The following is a 15,801-nucleotide window of genomic DNA, read 5'->3' as shown; positions in this document are numbered from 1 at the left end:
GCCACTGGATCACCGGGCAGCTGTTCGACGACAACGGCGCCGGGGAGCCCGCTCTGGCGTTTAACGGTCAGCCCGATCCAGGGGAGCGTCGTTTGTCGGGTTGGACTGTGAGTTTGGCAGGTGCGAGCCGTGAACCCGACAGGGTCACCACGGCGAAAGGCGGCCACTTCCAGTTCCGGCTTTCCGAAGCTCACAGTCAGGGGCAGCCCCTGGCCCTGACTCTGACTCTGCCTGAACGCTGGCACGTGCCGCAATTGCCGGGACTCAACGGTCAGGCCGGTAAGCAACAAGGCGAGACGCTGCGCTGGGACTTGCGTGCGCTGCCGGATCAACATTCCGGGCCGTTATCACTGGGGCTGGTGTCTGACCCGCTCTGGCAGGGCCCCGACAATCAGCATCTGGAAGCCGGCAGCACCGCGGTACTGCGGTTTGAATATCGTGCCAGCCTTACCGGGCAGGTGCAGTTCGCCAGCGCTCACCCGGCGGTGCGCAGTTTGCTGATGGATCGCCATTGTTCCGGCAACAGCGAGCAATGGCAGAGCGGCAAAAGCCCTGCTTGGTCCGTCACGGCGGGTGAGCGGGTCTGTGTGCGAGTACCGATTCTGTTTCAGGGAAAAGGCTCTGCCATTTCCGTGACCGCAACCACCGTAGCCACCGGTGCGCCTGACGGTTTCACGCTTTCACCCCAGACCGCCACGGTAAAAATTCTTCCTGCCCCTTGAAAGTGATTTGCAGGCCCCCATTTTCTTATCCAGTGACAACTGGCCGGTTGGAGCAACGCAGACAGTCTTGAGGACTGCCGGCGGCTCCGTGTCACATCAACCATTTTTAAACCGTTTTCCAGCGGATGCCTGCGGGGTCTGCTGGTGAGATTGGAATGAGGATAGTGTGATGAATACCGGATTTTCCCTTGCCCCGTTGTTTCGCCATTCTGTGGGCTTTGACCGTTTCGATGAGCTGCTGGACGCGGCGCTGCGTGCTGACCAGTCCAATGGCTACCCCCCTTACGACATCATCCGCGAAAGTGATGGCCGCTACCGTATTGTCATGGCCATGGCCGGTTTTGCGCGCAGCGACCTGGATATCACCGTGCAGGAAAATGAACTGCGCATTCGCGGTAACCTGAAGACGGAACAGGACAGTGAGCGAACCTGGCTACACCGCGGTATTGCCCGCCGGGCTTTCGAGCGCACTTTCAAGCTGGCCGACCACGTGGAAGTGGAGGCCGCCGCTCTGGAAGATGGCCTGCTGACCGTGACGTTGACCCGCGTGGTGCCGGAAGAGAAAAAGCCCCGTGTGATCCCGGTTGACGGTGCGCCGACACCTACAAAAAGTAATTAATCGCTCACATTCTGTGACGCGGTTTTTGTGACACAGTAAAGGGGCCGTAATGGCCCCTTTTTGCTAGCTTGAACAAGGTGCACCATAGTCATGGTGTGTAATAACCGGGTGGAACAACAGGTCTGTGCGGTCATCACAAAAGGATCTAATCCGTTAGCCCCACACCCAGTAACACAAGCCGGTCAGGAAGATTGGCGTACGGTATACCCGCATAAAGCGGTCTGTTGTTCGCCACAGGGAGAGGCAGCAATGAAACGACTCTACTACTTCACCAAATCACTCGCGTCCATTCAGGGCATCACCGGTGAACTGCGTCAGGCAGGTATCGGAGAAAACCGCCTGCATGTCATGGGCACCGACACCATGGCCATCGCCCAGGCTCATGTACACGGCACCACCCCGTGGGAAGAAACCGACATCATGCATTCGGGATTTCTCGGTGCGCTTATTGGCATGGCGGCTGGTTTGTTCGGCGGCTTCTTGCTGGCAGGGCTTGATCCCTGGGGAGCCAATCTGGAGAGTGGCGCCATTATCGGAGCGACCCTGTTTGGTACCTGTTTTGGCGCCTGGCTGGGTGGCTTGCGCGGCGTCTCGTCTACCAACCATCACCTGTCTCCGTATATCGACCGGGTAGAGCAGGGTGATTACCTGATGATGGTGGATGCCGATGACGATCTGCAGGCCACCAAGGTGGAAAAGGTCATGCATGGTCATCGCCATGAGGCGGAAGAAGCCGGCCGGGAAGAGCACTTCAGTCCGTTTGATTGAGTGAACGCCGGAGGCCAGATGCAGGACGCCGGACAAAGAAATCACCGCCAGGCTGCTTGACGCGACAAGTGATCCTTATACTGATTGGCGTCAGGCGTCAGGCGTCAGGCGTCAGGCGTCAGGCGTCAGGCGTCAGGCGTCAACTTTATCCATCCAATACCCCGCCACGTCCAGCATGCGGTGGCTGAACCCCCATTCGTTGTCGTACCAGGCCAGCAGTTTCAACTGGGGCCCCAGTAGCCGTGTGTGGTTGGTGTCCACCACACAGGAATAGGGCAGATGATTGAAGTCGCTGGAAACCAGCGCCAGATGGTTCATCGCCAATACCCCCTGCAACCCCCCATGGGCGGCATTGCTTAGGCTCTCATGGATATCCTCCACCGTGACGGGCTGTTCCAGCAGTAGCGTCACATCTACCAGCGACACATTCAGCGTGGGCACGCGTACCGCCATGCCGTCCAGTCGCCCGGCCAGATGCGGCAGCACTTTGCCCACCGCCCTGGCGGCCCCGGTACCGGTGGGGATCATGTTCACCGCCGCTGCCCGCGCCCGCAGTAAATCCCCGTGGGCCTTGTCCACCAGGTTCTGGTCATTGGTGTAGCTGTGGATGGTGGTCATCAGCCCCTGTTTCACGGTGAAAGCTCGGTCGAGCACATCCACCAATGGCGCCAGGCAGTTGGTGGTGCAGGAAGCGTTGGAAACGATCTGCTGGCTATCATCAAGCAGGCCGTGGTTAACCCCGTAAACCACCATGGCGTCGGCATCGTCCACCGGGTAGCTCACCAGCACGCGGCGGGCGCCAGCGTCCAGGTGGCCCTGGAGCTGTGCGCGCTGCTTGTAGCGACCGCTACACTCCAGCACCAGATCCACCGCGTGCTCGCCCCAGGGTAACTGGTCCAGATCGGTGGTGGCGTAGCAGGGTACCCGGCGGCCATCAATCTCCATGGCGTCGCCGTCATAATGCACGGAATAGGGCCAGCGGCCGTGGGTGGTGTCGAAGGCAAGCAGGTGGGCAAGCACCTTGAAATCGGCCAGGTCATTGATGGCGACCAGTTCAAAATGCTCCCGTGCCGGGTGTTCACTGAGAGCCCGAACCAGGCAACGGCCGATGCGGCCGAAGCCATTGATGGCAATGCGAATAGCGGGACTGTTGTTCATGGTGCCTCCCTGTCCGCGGATGGGCTGGGCAGGCGCTTTCGCCGTCCTGCCCAGTCACTTTGAGTGTAGCCCTGTGCCCCGTGCGGAGCCAGCCTGTTCAAGGTTTAGCCAGCTGATTGCCCATGCCCTGCGGTCCTCTTGCAATAGCGTGAGGCATTCGCCACAATGCGCGCTCGTTTCGCGGCTGCCATGCCCGAAGCGCGTTATGGTCGACCCGTCGGTCCCCCCGCAACGATAAGCTGCGAACCCCGCCAGGCCCGGAAGGGAGCAACGGTAGCAGTGGACTTGTGTGCCGGGGTGCGGCTGGCGGGAAGACCGCTCTAATCTCTCCGCTACATGCCGCTCGCTTTCACGTAACACGCTTCTCCCACTGTCCTCCCCCCGGGAACTTCGATAGCATAAGCGCTCTGATTCCAATCCCTTTGTATTGGTGGCCATGATTGCCGCTGGAGTGCTATGAGTTATCAGGTCCTTGCCCGTAAATACCGCCCCCGTACCTTTGATGAACTGGTGGGGCAGGAGCACGTTTCACGGGCCCTGATGCATGCCCTGGATCAGGATCGGCTGCACCATGCCTACCTGTTCACCGGTACACGCGGGGTGGGGAAAACCACCATTGCCCGTATTCTGTCCCGCTGCCTGAACTGTGAGCAGGGTGTCAGTGCCCGCCCTTGCGGCGTATGCCCTACCTGTCAGGAAATTACCGACGGGCGCTTCGTGGATCTGATCGAAGTGGATGCGGCCAGCCGTACCAAGGTGGAAGACACTCGCGAATTGCTCGACAACGTGCAGTACGCACCGACCCGGGGCCGCTACAAGGTGTACCTGATCGATGAGGTGCACATGCTCTCGGCGCATTCGTTCAATGCGTTGCTGAAAACCCTGGAAGAACCGCCTCCCCATGTGAAATTCCTGCTGGCTACCACTGATCCGCAAAAACTGCCGGTGACCGTGCTGTCACGCTGTTTGCAGTTCAGCCTCAAGGCGTTGCCGGCCGAGCAGATTGCCGGGCATCTGAAAGCCTTGCTCGACAAGGAAATGATTCGCTACGAAGAGCCGGCGCTGCTGTCGTTGGGTAAAGCGGCTCAGGGTTCCATGCGCGATGCGTTGAGCCTGACGGATCAGGCGATCGCTTTCGGCAGTGAGCAACTCAGCAGTGAGGCGGTGAACGCCATGCTGGGTACGGTGGACCGCAACCACGTCCTGACGCTGCTGGTGGCGCTGGCGGAGCAGGAGCCCGGTGGTGTGCTGCAGGCGTTGGCGACGGTCAGCGAGCATTGCCCCGGCGAGCTAGCCTTGCTGGATGAACTGATTAGCCAGCTTCACCAGCTGGCGGTGTGCCAGGCGGTGCCCGGCAGCTATGACGAGACCCAGCAACAGCTGGCGGCTGCACTCACTGCGGAACAGATTCAACTGTATTACGACGTGGCCCTGCGGGGCCGTCGTGATTTGCAGGATGCCCCCGATAGCCGCGCCGCACTGGAGATGTTGTTGTTGCGCATGGTGCTGTTTACGCCCAAGGGCGTGCTGGTGCAGGGGGACAGCCCCGCCGCAAAAAAGCCTGAAGCGGCAGCGCCGTCGGCAGAGCCCGGCGGTAAGCCGGATTTGCGTGCCCTGCTGAACAGTCCGGCTGCCGCTGCGTCTCATTCAGAACCTGCTGCTCGGCCCCCCGTGCCGGCTCCTGCCACGGTGACATCCGCGCCCGCTCAGCAAGCGGCTCCGGTAGAGACGCTGGCACCTGCGTCTGCGGATGACGCCCCGCCCTGGGATGAGACGCCGGTTTCTGCGTCTCCCTCGGCCTCGGCGGCCCTGGCCCAGGTGGAAACGCACCAGGCAGAGCCCGTTGCTGAGGCTTCACCAGTGGCCACCCCGGCGCAGAGCGAACCTGGGCCAGACGCAGAGCCCGCTCCTGAGCCAGAAAACCTGGCGCCGCTGGCGGAGCCGACTAGTGAGGCGGAAGTGGCCACCTGGTGGGCCGCCTTGTTGTTGCGCCTGGACGTGGATGGCACGGTGCGCAATATCGCCCGCAATGCGGTGCTGATCAGCCGTGAGGAAAGCGTCTGGACGCTGCGCATCAGCCCCGGGCATCAGGTGCTGGTCAACAAGGAGCGGCTGGAGGAATTGAGCGGTGCGCTGGGCAATTACTTCCAGCGACGCATTCAGGTTCAGGTGGAATTTGAGCAGCAGCCGGGCGCGACCCCGGAGGTAATGGCCGAAGCGCGCCGGCAGGAATTGCTTGCCCAGGCCAAGGACACCCTGCACGCCGACCCGGTGGTGCAGCAACTGGTCACCACCTTTGCGGGGCGATTGGACGAAGAAAGCGTCACCCCGAAAGAGACAGTGGAATAAGTACGCTGGAAGCGAGATGCATGACGCCGGACGCTACAATCAAAATCACAAGCAAAGAGCGCAACAGGCTTGACGCGGCAGCGATGCTTTTAGACTGATCATGCGTCATGCGTTAATTTGGAGTAAACCATGGATTTCGATATTAACAATCTCATGCAGCAGGCCCAGGCCATGCAGGAGAAAATGAAAAAAATGCAGGAAGAGGCCGCCAATAGTGAAGTGGTGGGCGAGTCCGGTGCGGGCCTGGTGAAAGTCACCATGAACGGTCGGCACGATGTGAAAGGCGTGGATATTGATGCCAGCCTGATGAGCGAAGACAAGGAATTACTGGAAGACCTGCTTGCCGCCGCGGTGAATGATGCGGTACGCCGGGTGGAAAAACAGCAGCAGGACAACATGCAGAACATGGCGGGTGGCTTTCCCTTCCCGCCTGGCTTCAAACCGTAAGCTCACCGACGAGACGCCGAGATTGTGAAACACGCGCCGCTGGTCGACCAGCTTATCAACGCCTTTACTTGCCTGCCCGGGGTTGGCCCCCGTTCTGCCCAGCGCATGGCCTATGCGTTGCTGGATCGCGGGCGCGAATCCGGGCGCCGGTTAGGCGATGCGCTCCATGCTGCCATGGACGGCGTGCAGCATTGCCAGCGTTGCCGCAACTATGCTGAAGCAGAACTTTGCCCTGTCTGCGATGATCCGCGTCGCGATGCCTCGCTGGTCTGCATCGTTGCCACCCCCGGGGATGTGCTGGCATTTGAGCAGTCCGGCGAATACCGGGGCCAGTACTTCGTGCTGATGGGGGAACTCTCGCCGCTGGACGGTGTGGGCCCCCGTGAGTTGGGGCTGGATGTGCTTGAACAACGTCTTAATGAAGGGCAGATCAGCGAGTTGATTCTGGCTACTGGCACGACTGTGGAAGGCGAAGCCACAGCCCATTATGTACTGGACCTGGCCCGGGACGCGGGAGTGGGTGTCAGCCGCATCGCCCAGGGGGTGCCCATGGGCGGTGAGCTTGAATTCGTTGATGGCGCTACCCTGGCCCAGGCGCTGAGAGGTCGCAGGCCCTTTGACGCCTGATAAAGGGCCCCTTCCTGGGGGGCTATCGAAAGCGTAAATCTCCTTTTCTACCCGTAAACACAAGCCGCGGTTTCGTCTGGTTTCCCTTGGCGGCTTTCTGTTATGGTTGGACCAAGCAAGCGCTAGGTTGTGCGCAATCCAATAATCCAAGGAGGTCCAGTGAGCGCCCTGAACTATTTCAATGAAACCCACCAGATGGTGCGAGATACCGTCCGCAAATTCGTTGAGCGGGAAATCCTCCCGGAGGTGGATGACTGGGAAGAAGCAGGGGAATTCCCCCGGGAGTTGTACAAGACGGCAGCGAATGCGGGCATTCTGGGTATCAATGCGCCGGAGGAATTTGGTGGGACGGGCGAAGACGTCTTCATGAAAATCGCCGCCTGCGAAGAATTGGTGCGTTGCTCATCGGGCGGACTTTGCGCAAGCCTGGGATCGCTGGATATCGGGCTGCCACCGGTCTGGAAATGGGGCAGTGATGCCATGAAGCAACGGGTTATTCCCGAGGTGATTAATGGCGACAAAATCTCCGCCCTGGCCATCACCGAGCCCAATGGTGGTTCTGATGTGGCGAACCTGCAAACCCGTGCCGTGCGAGATGGCGATCACTATGTGGTGAACGGCGCCAAGACTTTTATCACCAGTGGTGTGCGAGCGGATTATTACACCGTGGCGGTCCGTACCGGCGACAAGGGATACGGCGGCATCAGCCTGTTGCTGATCGAGAAAGGCACGCCGGGCTTTACGGTGGGGCGCAAGCTGAAAAAAATGGGTTGGTGGGCCTCTGACACGGCCGAGCTGTTTTTCGAAGATTGCCGGGTGCCAGCGGAGAACTTGATCGGGCCGGAAAATGGTGGCTTTTATTGCATCATGAGCAATTTCCAGATGGAACGTTTGATTCTGGCGGTGACGGCAAACAGCACGGCTCAATTGGCGCTGGATGAAGCCATGAAGTATGTGAAGGAGCGGGAAGCCTTTGGTCGTCCCCTTGCCGGCTTTCAGGTGACTCGCCACAAGCTGGCGGAAATGGCCACGGATGTGAAAGCCAGCACTGAATTTACCTACCGGGTGGCGGCCCGGATCGCGGCCGGTGAAAACTGTGTGCTGGATGTGTCCATGGCGAAGAATGTGGCAACACGCTGCGCAGACAGAGTGACCTATGACGCCGTACAACTCTTCGGCGGCAGCGGTTACATGCGTGGCACGGTGGTGGAGCGTTTGTTTCGCGACAACCGGATTCTGTCCATTGGCGGTGGCACCCACGAAATCATGAACGAAGTGATCGCCAAGCAGATGGGGCTGTAAGAGCGGCAAGCTACAAGTTCCAAGCTTCAACACGGTAAAAGCGTTTTGATTCTGAAACGTAAGAGGCCGCGCCTAATCTATGGGCGCGGCCTCTTTGTGTTAGAGCGACAACACGTTTCAATCGCGTTGTAGCTTGTAGCTTGTAGCTGTCAGGTACACTCCGCCCGTGCCGGTGCCATCTTGCAGCGAACCTTGCGCAGCAAGCCGAGCATATCCGGGTCGTAGTAGCCTTCGTCACGAAGCTGGTTGCGTGCTTCCTGCATCATCACTTCGTACTCAGCCTTGTCTGCATCGGGAATTTCTACCCACCAGTGTTTGTCCACGTGTTGGGCTTCTTTATCCAGTTGCTCGGTGATGCGGTGCAGGTTGTTGTAGAAATACTCCCGCGACTTTTGCGCCATTTCCGCCGGGAATTTGTCTTTCTTGGCGATCAGCTGAATGGTCAGCTGGGCCAGCGGGTAGTTGATGATGCCACCGTCCGGACTCAGGCCCTTGTAGAGTTCCAGCGCGTTGTAGGCGACCAGCGGCGCAGCGATCACGTCCACCACCCCGTTGTTGAACTTGGTGGAGAAGTTGGTGATGTCTGAGGCAACCGGTGTGGCGCCGACCTGGGAAACCAGTTTGGCCTGGGTCTCATCGTATTCCAGTACCGCCACTTTCTTGCCGGCCGCTTTGGCCAGGGAGTTCACCTGGCGGTCGTTGACGAAAATATAGGCTGCCCCGGCGGGTGCAATCCCCATGATTTGGTAGGAGCCCTGGGACAGTTTGTCTGCGCTCTGGGGGTGGGCCAGCACCTGCAGCACCACCTTCATGTGGTCCATGGTAGGGATGGCACCAATGGAGTCGACAGTACCGGCGTATTTGTTGAACGCCCGGCCGCGGATGCCGGTAATCAGGGAGGCGTCACAAACCCCGGCTTTCAAATCTTCTGCCGCAATGGCTTCGTTAGTGTAGGGGACCAGCTCGGTTTCCAGGCCCCAGTCCAGTGCGGCGGCTTTCCAGTCTTTCATGGCACCCATGACCGGGCCCACGTTGCCGACAATGTCGAATACACAGATTTTGCGTTTGATGGTCTCTGCCTGCACGGAGAGGGAGGCAGTGAGCGCACAGGCCGTGACAACGGCGGTGAACAGCTTCTTCATCAGTCTCTTCCTGATTGTTATTGCTAGTATTTTGGCTGACGCCGGGAGCGTTTCCCGATACTAGTGCCAGAATCGGGGAAAGCAAAAACACCAAGCGTCAGGAATGCGGGATATTAAGTCAATGGCCCGGCGTAGCCGGTGTCCCGCTGTCGGGCGCATGGGCATCATCTGTTCTGGTGTGCATCTTCGGTGCTGTCCCAGGAAGGAGGGGGGATTTTTGCTTTGCGGCGGACCTCTCCAGGGGTGTGCCCGGTCCAGCCCCGGTATGCCTTGCTGAAACTGGCCTGGTCGCTGTAGCCCAGATAATCGGCAATTTTTTCCAGTGCCATATCGGTATCTACCAGATAGCGGGTGGCAAACATTTCACGAATTTCGTTGCGAAGCCCACTGAAAGCAAACCCGGACAAGCTTAAGTGGCGGCGTACAGAGCGAGGGCTCATCCCCAGCCGGGCAGCTACCCGTTCCAGGGTGCTGTCACGCCCGGGAGCGTTGCGGATTTCATGGCGTACCTGAATAACTACCTTGAGGCTTTCATCGCCCTGGGCCTGCTCCTGGGAGCGGGCAGTGGCCAGATAGTTGGCCACTGAGGCGTCATCATCACGAACTTGCCGGCCGGATAGCGGAAGCAGAACGCGGTTGTGATCGCAGTTGAATTTCATTTCGATGCCTTCGCCCAGGTGTTGAAAACTGGAGGCCTTGGCCGAGCAGGGGAAGTCGTATTCAAAGGTAAAGTGGCGACAGACAAGCGATGCCAATGCATGAATGCTGCCCATGTAGATGTTGGTAACAAAGGGCCTTAGCTCACCGAGATCCCAGCTGTCATGCAGGCGGATGGAAATGTCTTCGCCTGTGCAATGGATTTCCATATCCATGATGGGTAATGAAACGCGCAGATATTGCACCACCATGTTGACCAGCTTGCGATAATCCTGTTGGCGAAGCAGAGCAAAACCCAACAGACCATGGCCCTGTAAATCCAGCTCCTGACCGAAGCGAAATGAGGCGGTGTCGTCTTTGAGAAGAGAGTCAGCATGACGCAGCATGGCGAGTAGCTGTCTCATGGTCAGGTAAGCATCAGGGTTATTCAATAAAGCGGGGTCGATGTTGGCTTCTTTGAGTACGGTAGTTCCACTTAATCCATGTTTTTGTGTGAACCGTAAGAAACGGCGGGCATAGCGGATAGAAATTAGCGGAACGTCCAGTGCCATCCCATTATTTTTCATTTTTCTGCCTTGGCCATGTGGCCTGACATTGTTGTTATTTTAGTTGTGATGCGCATCTCATAGAGCGCGTTATTGTTGCTGGCTTAAACCAGTGTTGCCATTTTTAACAAAAAAATGGCCGCTTTGACTATTAAGTAAATCACGGTCCATGTAGATCATGAGCACCGCTTTTTAACGCATAAAAATAAACATGGAGCGGGAAAATGCAACGGGAAAATGCATCTAGCCTGAAAGCCCGATATCTGCCTCTGTCCAAGGTATCGGTACCCATAATGCGAAGAATGTATGAGATTTATTCTGGCTACTACGAAAATATAAGTTTGGATATTTTTTGCCAGGACATGGTGGAAAAGAGTGGCGTTTTTTTAGTGGAAGAGAGAAAAACCAAGCGCGTGGTTGGTTTTTCTACCCTGAAGGTTCTCGACATGAATGTGGAGGGGCGCAGGGTAAAAGGGGTATTTAGTGGTGATACCATCATTGAAGAAGAATACTGGGGAAACAAAGCCCTCCAGGTGAAGTTTTTCTTCCGGATGATTCGCGAAAAAATACGTCACCCGTTCCGTCCCATGTTCTGGTTGTTGATTTCCAAGGGATATAAAACTTACCTGCTGCTGGCAAATAATTTCTATAATTATTATCCCAATCCGGAAGGCAGGAATCAGCGACTCGCCCCCTTGGTTGATGCGTACTGCCAATCGCTATTCGCTGATTACTATTGCAATAAACGCCGCCTTCTTGATTTTGGTGAAGGCTATACGCACCTGAAATCCGATGTGGCGGGAATTTCTGATGAGATGCGTTTGGGCAATGCAAAAATCCAGTTTTTTGAAAAGCGGAATCCTTCCTGGCAGCGCGGTACGGAATTGCCCTGTATTGGGCAGGTTAATCTGAAGCTCCTGGTTAGCTACCCCTTCCAGCTATGGCAAAAACAGCGCCGTAAAACCAAGCCCGCAGTGGCAACTGTGGCCTGCGAATAAGCCGGGAAATATCATGTTTGGACATCGTCTTCTGAAGCTGGCCGCCTGGCCAGGTGAGCGTCGTTTTGCGGCTGGCCGAGAGCGGCTGGAATCGGTACAGCGGCAGAAACAGGCCGCGCTGCTCAAGCGGGTGGCGGCCAGCCCGTTGGGGCGTAGCAACGCCATTCAGGCAGATTGGTCATGGGAAACCTTCGCTGACCGGCAGCCGGTTACGGATTATGAGCAATGGGCCGACGCAATCACCTTGTCGCGGGAGCAAGGTGATTGCCAGTTGATCGATTCCCCTTTGGTTCGCTGCCAGCCAACCAGTGGCTCCACGTCCGCGATTAAATGGATTCCCTATACCCGCCAGTTTCTCGGTGAACTGGATGCGGCCATCAGCCCCTGGATTGTGGATTTGTACCGGCAGTTCCCCCGACTGGTTCAAGGGCGTCATTACTGGTCCATGTCCTGGGTGCCCACCTCGCTGCGCGACAATATGCGTGAGGATGTGAACGACGACATCCAGTTGATGTCCATGGGCAAGCGCCTGCTGGCCGGGGCAACCCAGTGTGTGCCACAGGATGTGGCGTTGGCGAGAACCTCTGATGATTCCCTGTTTGCCACCCTTGCGTATCTGGTTAGCGACCCGTCTTTATCCATGCTTTCGATCTGGAGTCCTACTTTCGGGCTGGGGATGCTGCGTGCCATAGCGCAGTGGCGAGAGGAACTTGCAGAGGTACTCAACACCGGGCGCTGGGGAAACCGCATGCTTGGTGGTGCCGTGGACTCCTGCCCCTGGTCTCCGCAAGCGGCAGCCTTGCTGCGTGAGTGGGACGGCCGCTTAAACGCGGATTTTCTGATGGCGCTGTGGCCGAAACTGGCGCTGGTGAGTGCCTGGGATACGGCGGCCTCCACGCCGTGGGCAAAAGAGCTGCATGCGTTACTTCCCCAGGCCGCGTTTCAGGGCAAAGGACTATGGGCCACCGAAGGCGTAGTTACCATTCCCTATGCGGGCCGTTATCCACTGGCGTATCGCAGCCACGTGTATGAATTTCAGGATCCCACCGATGGCCGTATTTTCGCTCCCTGGCAACTGGAGGCCGGGCAGCAGGTCATGCCGTTGATGAGTACCGGTAGCGGGTTGTTGCGCTATCGCCTGAACGATCTGGTTGAAGTGGATGATTTTGTCGGCGGTATTCCCAGCCTGCGATTCCTTGGGCGAGCAGGAACCACTGATCTGGTTGGTGAAAAAATGACGGCGGCGGCTGTGGATGGTGCGATGGCGGCCCTGGCGTTGCCGGAGGAATTACTACCCGTATGCACGGTGGCGGTGGATCAATCCGCGCAGGGTTTACCTGGTTATGTGCTGTTACTGGAAGGGGAAAACCTGGCCGTAGCGCAGCACATAGCGGTGCAGATGGAGTCAGCGTTGCAGCTGCATTTTCATTACCAGTTGGCACGCAACCTGGGGCAACTGGCCCCTTTGCGCTGCGTTATCCACCCGGGCATGCGTGAGCGTTATCTGCAGCACTGCCGTCAACGCGGCATGATCGAAGGCAACATAAAAATGGAATCCCTGCAATATTGGGCTGGGGCGCTACCAACCTGGCTGGAAGCGCGTACGGCACAAGCGCAAGATTGCGGGGTGCCGGTATGAGTTATCGCATACGGCCTGCCTGTGACCAGGATAACGGAGCCATCCTGGCGCTGCTGCAGGGAACGCCCCAGCACGGCGCGGTGACCCTGAATTTTGAGCGGAACCCGGATTACTTTCGGGGCGCTCAGGTGACCTGCGAAAAGCCGGACGTGTGGGTGGCTGAGCCCAAGGGGGGCGCCGGTGAACTGGGTGCTGTCTACAATGTGGGCTGGCGCCACCTGTGGGTGAATGGCGAGGTCAAACCGATCCGCTATGCACACGATTTACGTATCGCACCGCAATTTCGTAATGGCCTGGTGCTGCACCGCCTGTTCCGCCAGTTGCGCAAGCAGTTGTCTGAGGGGGAGTGGATGCAGACCACGGTGCTGCGCGACAACGAGGCCTCACTGGGGTCCGTGGCCAGTGGCCGTGCCGGGCTGCCCACCTATTACCCCCATGGCACTATCGAGACCAGCCTGGTGTATACCCGGGCGCGCCATCAGCGGTTGCCAAAAGATGTGCAAATTCGGCAAACCGGTGAAGCCGACCTGCCTGCCATGGCAGCGTTGCTGCAACGCGAAGGAGCCAGCAAGCAGTTCTTTCCCTACTGGGATGTTTGCCGGGTACGCGGTGACGCTTATTGCTACGGACTGAACCCGGAGAGCTTTCTTGGGCTGTGGGTCAATGGGCAGCTGAAGGGGGTGCTGGGATTCTGGGATCAGCAGGGCATAAAGCAGACGCGCGTCTTGGGTTATGCACGGGGTCTGCGGGTTTTGCGCCACCTCTACAATACCCATAGCGTTTTACGCGGCGGCATGAAGCTGCCTGCGCCCGGTGGCATCTTGTCTTATCTGACCTTGCACAGTGTGGTGGTGGAAGATAACCAGCCCGATTTGCTGCGTCTGTTGCTGGATCACGCCGTGGACCGTTTTCATGGTCGATATGATGCCCTGGTGTGTGGTTTCTTTGCACAGGATCCTCTGGCACGCGTGCCGGCACGCTACCGCCGCCGTCTGTTATTGAGTGATCACTTTCTGGTGAGCTACGACGGTGACCCCCGGGCGCAACTGGATGATCGCCTGCCCTATGTGGAAGTGGCGCGCCTGTGAATACCTTGTCTACCCGATCATTGTCGTCCCGGCCGCCGGTGGATTATATCGGCATGTGGTACCGCGCCCGAGCCGGGCTGGGTATTGATGATCGCATAGAATTTATCTTCATCGATCCGTACAGCGGTGAACGCGACACCGTCGCCTTGCGCCATCGGGACCATGATGGGGTGGGCGGCATTACCCAGGCCTTGAAACAACGCGGGGTGACCCCGCCGGCCATGCCACTGAGCCGCCAGAAGCAGGCACCGCGCTGGTGGCAGCGTTGGCAACGGTTGCCGGACGACCTGCCTGCAGTGGAACCGGTGTGGCGCCGCTGGCGGGACTTGGCTGGGCAAGCAGAACCTGAAGCGATCGAAGCCAGCCCGGTCTGCGTGCAATGGTTGAATCCGGCGCAGACCCGTGCGCTGTATCAGCGAGCCCACCAGCACAAGGTATCCGTGAACAGCCTGCTGTTGCTGGCATTGCACCGGGCGGTCTGTGACACCCTGATGTTGCACGGCATTGCCGGTAGCTGGTGCTTTCCGGTGAACATGCGCGGTGTGGTGCCCATGTTGCGTGAGGACATGAACCTGTCCAGCGCGTTCTATCTCACTGTGGACCATGAGGACAAGGCCGCCAGGCTGGACCGCTCCGTGCGCGGCTACCTCAAGGCCAATGTGCACTGGCGGTATTGGCATCTGGCACGTATTGGCCGCTTGATTGGCCAGCGGGGGGTGAACTGGTTGTGTGGGCGTTTGCAGAAAGGCACCCGGCACTGCGGGTCTTTTTCCAGCCTGGGTGAGTGGGAAATGGACTTTGCCTCCGCCGGGATGCCCAAGGATACCGTGTTTGCCTGCTGTGGCCCGGGCAGCCCGAGCCATCCGGTCGCGAATGGTGTGATTGTGGTAAATGGCTGTATGAGCCTGTCCCTGAAAGTGCACTCTTCCCTGGGCGTGCCGCAAGCCACGGTACGCCAGTGCTTGCAGCGCTGGGTTAATTGGCTGGGAGTGGTTGAATGAAATTGCCTGCCGGTTTGCGTTCCCTCAGCTTGCGGACACTGGTGGCGTTGCTGGCCACCCTGGCCATGGTGATGGCCGTTTTCTCACTTTATCTGGTGCCGCCGGCCCCCCCGCCGGCCAAGGCCAAGGATAGCGTGTTGGCCCTCAATACCATCACCGTGGATTGGCGGGATGTGGTGATTCCGGTGTTCAGTCAGGGCCAGGCCACGGCGCGCCACGACCTGCCGTTGAGTCTTGAGGTCTCCGGGCGAATTCAGGAGGTGGCGCCGGCGTTTGCCGATGGTGGGCGAGTGGCTGCAGGCGATGTGTTGCTCAAGCTGGATCCGGAGCCTTTTGCTCTGGAGGTCACCTCGCGTCAGAACAGTGTCCATGCGGCGCGTCTGCATCTGGCCCAGACCCGGGCCAAGGCGCGGGTGTCCGGGGCTTCCGGGCGCTCATCGGCGCTGGGGCGGTTCGAGCCGCAACTGGACGAAGCCTTAAGCCGGCTGAGTGCCGCCCGTGCCAGCCTGCGTCAGGCGGAGCGTAACCAGGAACAGACCGAATTGCTGGCGCCGATCAGCGGGCGCCTGAAAGCTGTACAGGTGATGGCAGGGCAACATGTGCAGGCGGGCAGCAAGCTGGCCCAGCTGTATCAGGAAGACCAGGTGGAAATTCGCCTGCCGGTCCGTGATGAGTGGCTGGGCTTGCTGGGTATCGTGCCTGGTGATGACAGCACTCTGGAGGCGGTCAGTGTGATCCT

Annotated in this window: 15 protein-coding genes and 1 other RNA gene; 13 read left to right on the top strand and 3 right to left on the bottom strand. The window is 58.7% G+C overall.

All coding sequences use genetic code 11. The features are described 5' to 3' along the window. The 3 genes from A3730_RS31840 to A3730_RS18380 all read left to right on the top strand — a co-directional run. A partial coding sequence (locus tag A3730_RS31840; protein ID WP_197477522.1) for a hypothetical protein occupies positions 1-722 on the top strand: 722 nt, incomplete at its 5' end. A gap of 169 nt (positions 723-891) precedes the next feature. Further along, the gene (locus A3730_RS18385) at positions 892-1,341 is read left to right on the top strand and encodes an Hsp20 family protein (RefSeq protein WP_063520132.1); all 450 of its coding nucleotides are present in this window, start codon (positions 892-894) and stop codon (positions 1,339-1,341) included. Between the two features lie 249 nt (positions 1,342-1,590). After that, positions 1,591-2,109: a hypothetical protein gene (locus tag A3730_RS18380; RefSeq protein WP_063520133.1), complete on the top strand. Its 519-nt coding sequence runs from the start codon at positions 1,591-1,593 to the stop codon at positions 2,107-2,109. 132 nt (positions 2,110-2,241) lie between these two features. Here the strand turns inward: A3730_RS18380 and gap are convergent, their stop codons facing one another. Next, on the bottom strand, positions 2,242-3,267 hold the full coding sequence (gene gap, locus A3730_RS18375; RefSeq protein ID WP_063521699.1) for a type I glyceraldehyde-3-phosphate dehydrogenase: 1,026 nt from the start codon (positions 3,265-3,267) through the stop codon (positions 2,242-2,244). Between the two features lie 215 nt (positions 3,268-3,482). Between gap and ffs the strand changes: the two genes are divergently transcribed. The 5 genes from ffs to A3730_RS18350 all read left to right on the top strand — a co-directional run bounded on the left by ffs (position 3,483) and on the right by A3730_RS18350 (position 7,992). Further along, an RNA gene (gene ffs, locus A3730_RS18370) (signal recognition particle sRNA small type) lies at positions 3,483-3,579 on the top strand. A 144-nt stretch (positions 3,580-3,723) separates the two neighbouring features. Beyond that, the gene (gene dnaX / locus A3730_RS18365; RefSeq protein WP_063519037.1) at positions 3,724-5,616 is read left to right on the top strand and encodes a DNA polymerase III subunit gamma/tau; all 1,893 of its coding nucleotides are present in this window, start codon (positions 3,724-3,726) and stop codon (positions 5,614-5,616) included. A 129-nt stretch (positions 5,617-5,745) separates the two neighbouring features. Then, positions 5,746-6,063, top strand: coding sequence for a YbaB/EbfC family nucleoid-associated protein (locus tag A3730_RS18360; RefSeq protein WP_063519038.1), 318 nt, complete (start codon positions 5,746-5,748; stop codon positions 6,061-6,063). Positions 6,064-6,087: 24 nt separating this feature from the next. Continuing rightward, positions 6,088-6,690 (top strand): recombination mediator RecR, encoded by a 603-nt coding sequence (gene recR / locus A3730_RS18355; protein WP_063537479.1) that lies wholly within the window; start codon positions 6,088-6,090, stop codon positions 6,688-6,690. A gap of 159 nt (positions 6,691-6,849) precedes the next feature. Further along, positions 6,850-7,992, top strand: coding sequence for an acyl-CoA dehydrogenase family protein (locus A3730_RS18350; protein WP_063519944.1), 1,143 nt, complete (start codon positions 6,850-6,852; stop codon positions 7,990-7,992). Between the two features lie 149 nt (positions 7,993-8,141). Here the strand turns inward: A3730_RS18350 and A3730_RS18345 are convergent, their stop codons facing one another. Beyond that, positions 8,142-9,134: a putative solute-binding protein gene (locus A3730_RS18345; protein WP_063538639.1), complete on the bottom strand. Its 993-nt coding sequence runs from the start codon at positions 9,132-9,134 to the stop codon at positions 8,142-8,144. Positions 9,135-9,298: 164 nt separating this feature from the next. After that, positions 9,299-10,357: an AraC family transcriptional regulator gene (locus A3730_RS18340; protein ID WP_063519942.1), complete on the bottom strand. Its 1,059-nt coding sequence runs from the start codon at positions 10,355-10,357 to the stop codon at positions 9,299-9,301. A 281-nt stretch (positions 10,358-10,638) separates the two neighbouring features. Between A3730_RS18340 and A3730_RS18335 the strand changes: the two genes are divergently transcribed. From A3730_RS18335 to A3730_RS18315, 5 genes are all read left to right on the top strand, one after another. Continuing rightward, the gene (locus A3730_RS18335; RefSeq protein ID WP_082872453.1) at positions 10,639-11,334 is read left to right on the top strand and encodes a hypothetical protein; all 696 of its coding nucleotides are present in this window, start codon (positions 10,639-10,641) and stop codon (positions 11,332-11,334) included. A 13-nt stretch (positions 11,335-11,347) separates the two neighbouring features. Beyond that, a complete protein-coding gene (locus A3730_RS18330; protein ID WP_063519940.1) occupies positions 11,348-12,973 on the top strand; it encodes a GH3 auxin-responsive promoter family protein in 1,626 nt (541 codons plus the stop codon). Beyond that, complete coding sequence (locus A3730_RS18325) at positions 12,970-14,061, top strand: hypothetical protein (protein WP_063519939.1); 1,092 nt, start codon at positions 12,970-12,972, stop codon at positions 14,059-14,061. The genes A3730_RS18330 and A3730_RS18325 overlap by 4 nt, the downstream gene beginning before the upstream one ends. Beyond that, positions 14,058-15,062 carry a hypothetical protein gene (locus tag A3730_RS18320; RefSeq protein ID WP_063519938.1) on the top strand — a complete coding sequence of 335 codons (1,005 nt, stop codon included), beginning with the start codon at positions 14,058-14,060 and terminating at the stop codon, positions 15,060-15,062. The genes A3730_RS18325 and A3730_RS18320 overlap by 4 nt, the downstream gene beginning before the upstream one ends. Continuing rightward, a partial coding sequence (locus A3730_RS18315; protein WP_156501248.1) for an efflux RND transporter periplasmic adaptor subunit occupies positions 15,059-15,801 on the top strand: 743 nt, incomplete at its 3' end. The genes A3730_RS18320 and A3730_RS18315, both read left to right, overlap by 4 nt.

Source organism: Alcanivorax sp. HI0044 (assembly GCF_001634945.1).
The sequence above is the reverse complement of the archived record's forward strand: the minus strand, read 5'-3'. Positions and strand labels throughout refer to the sequence as shown.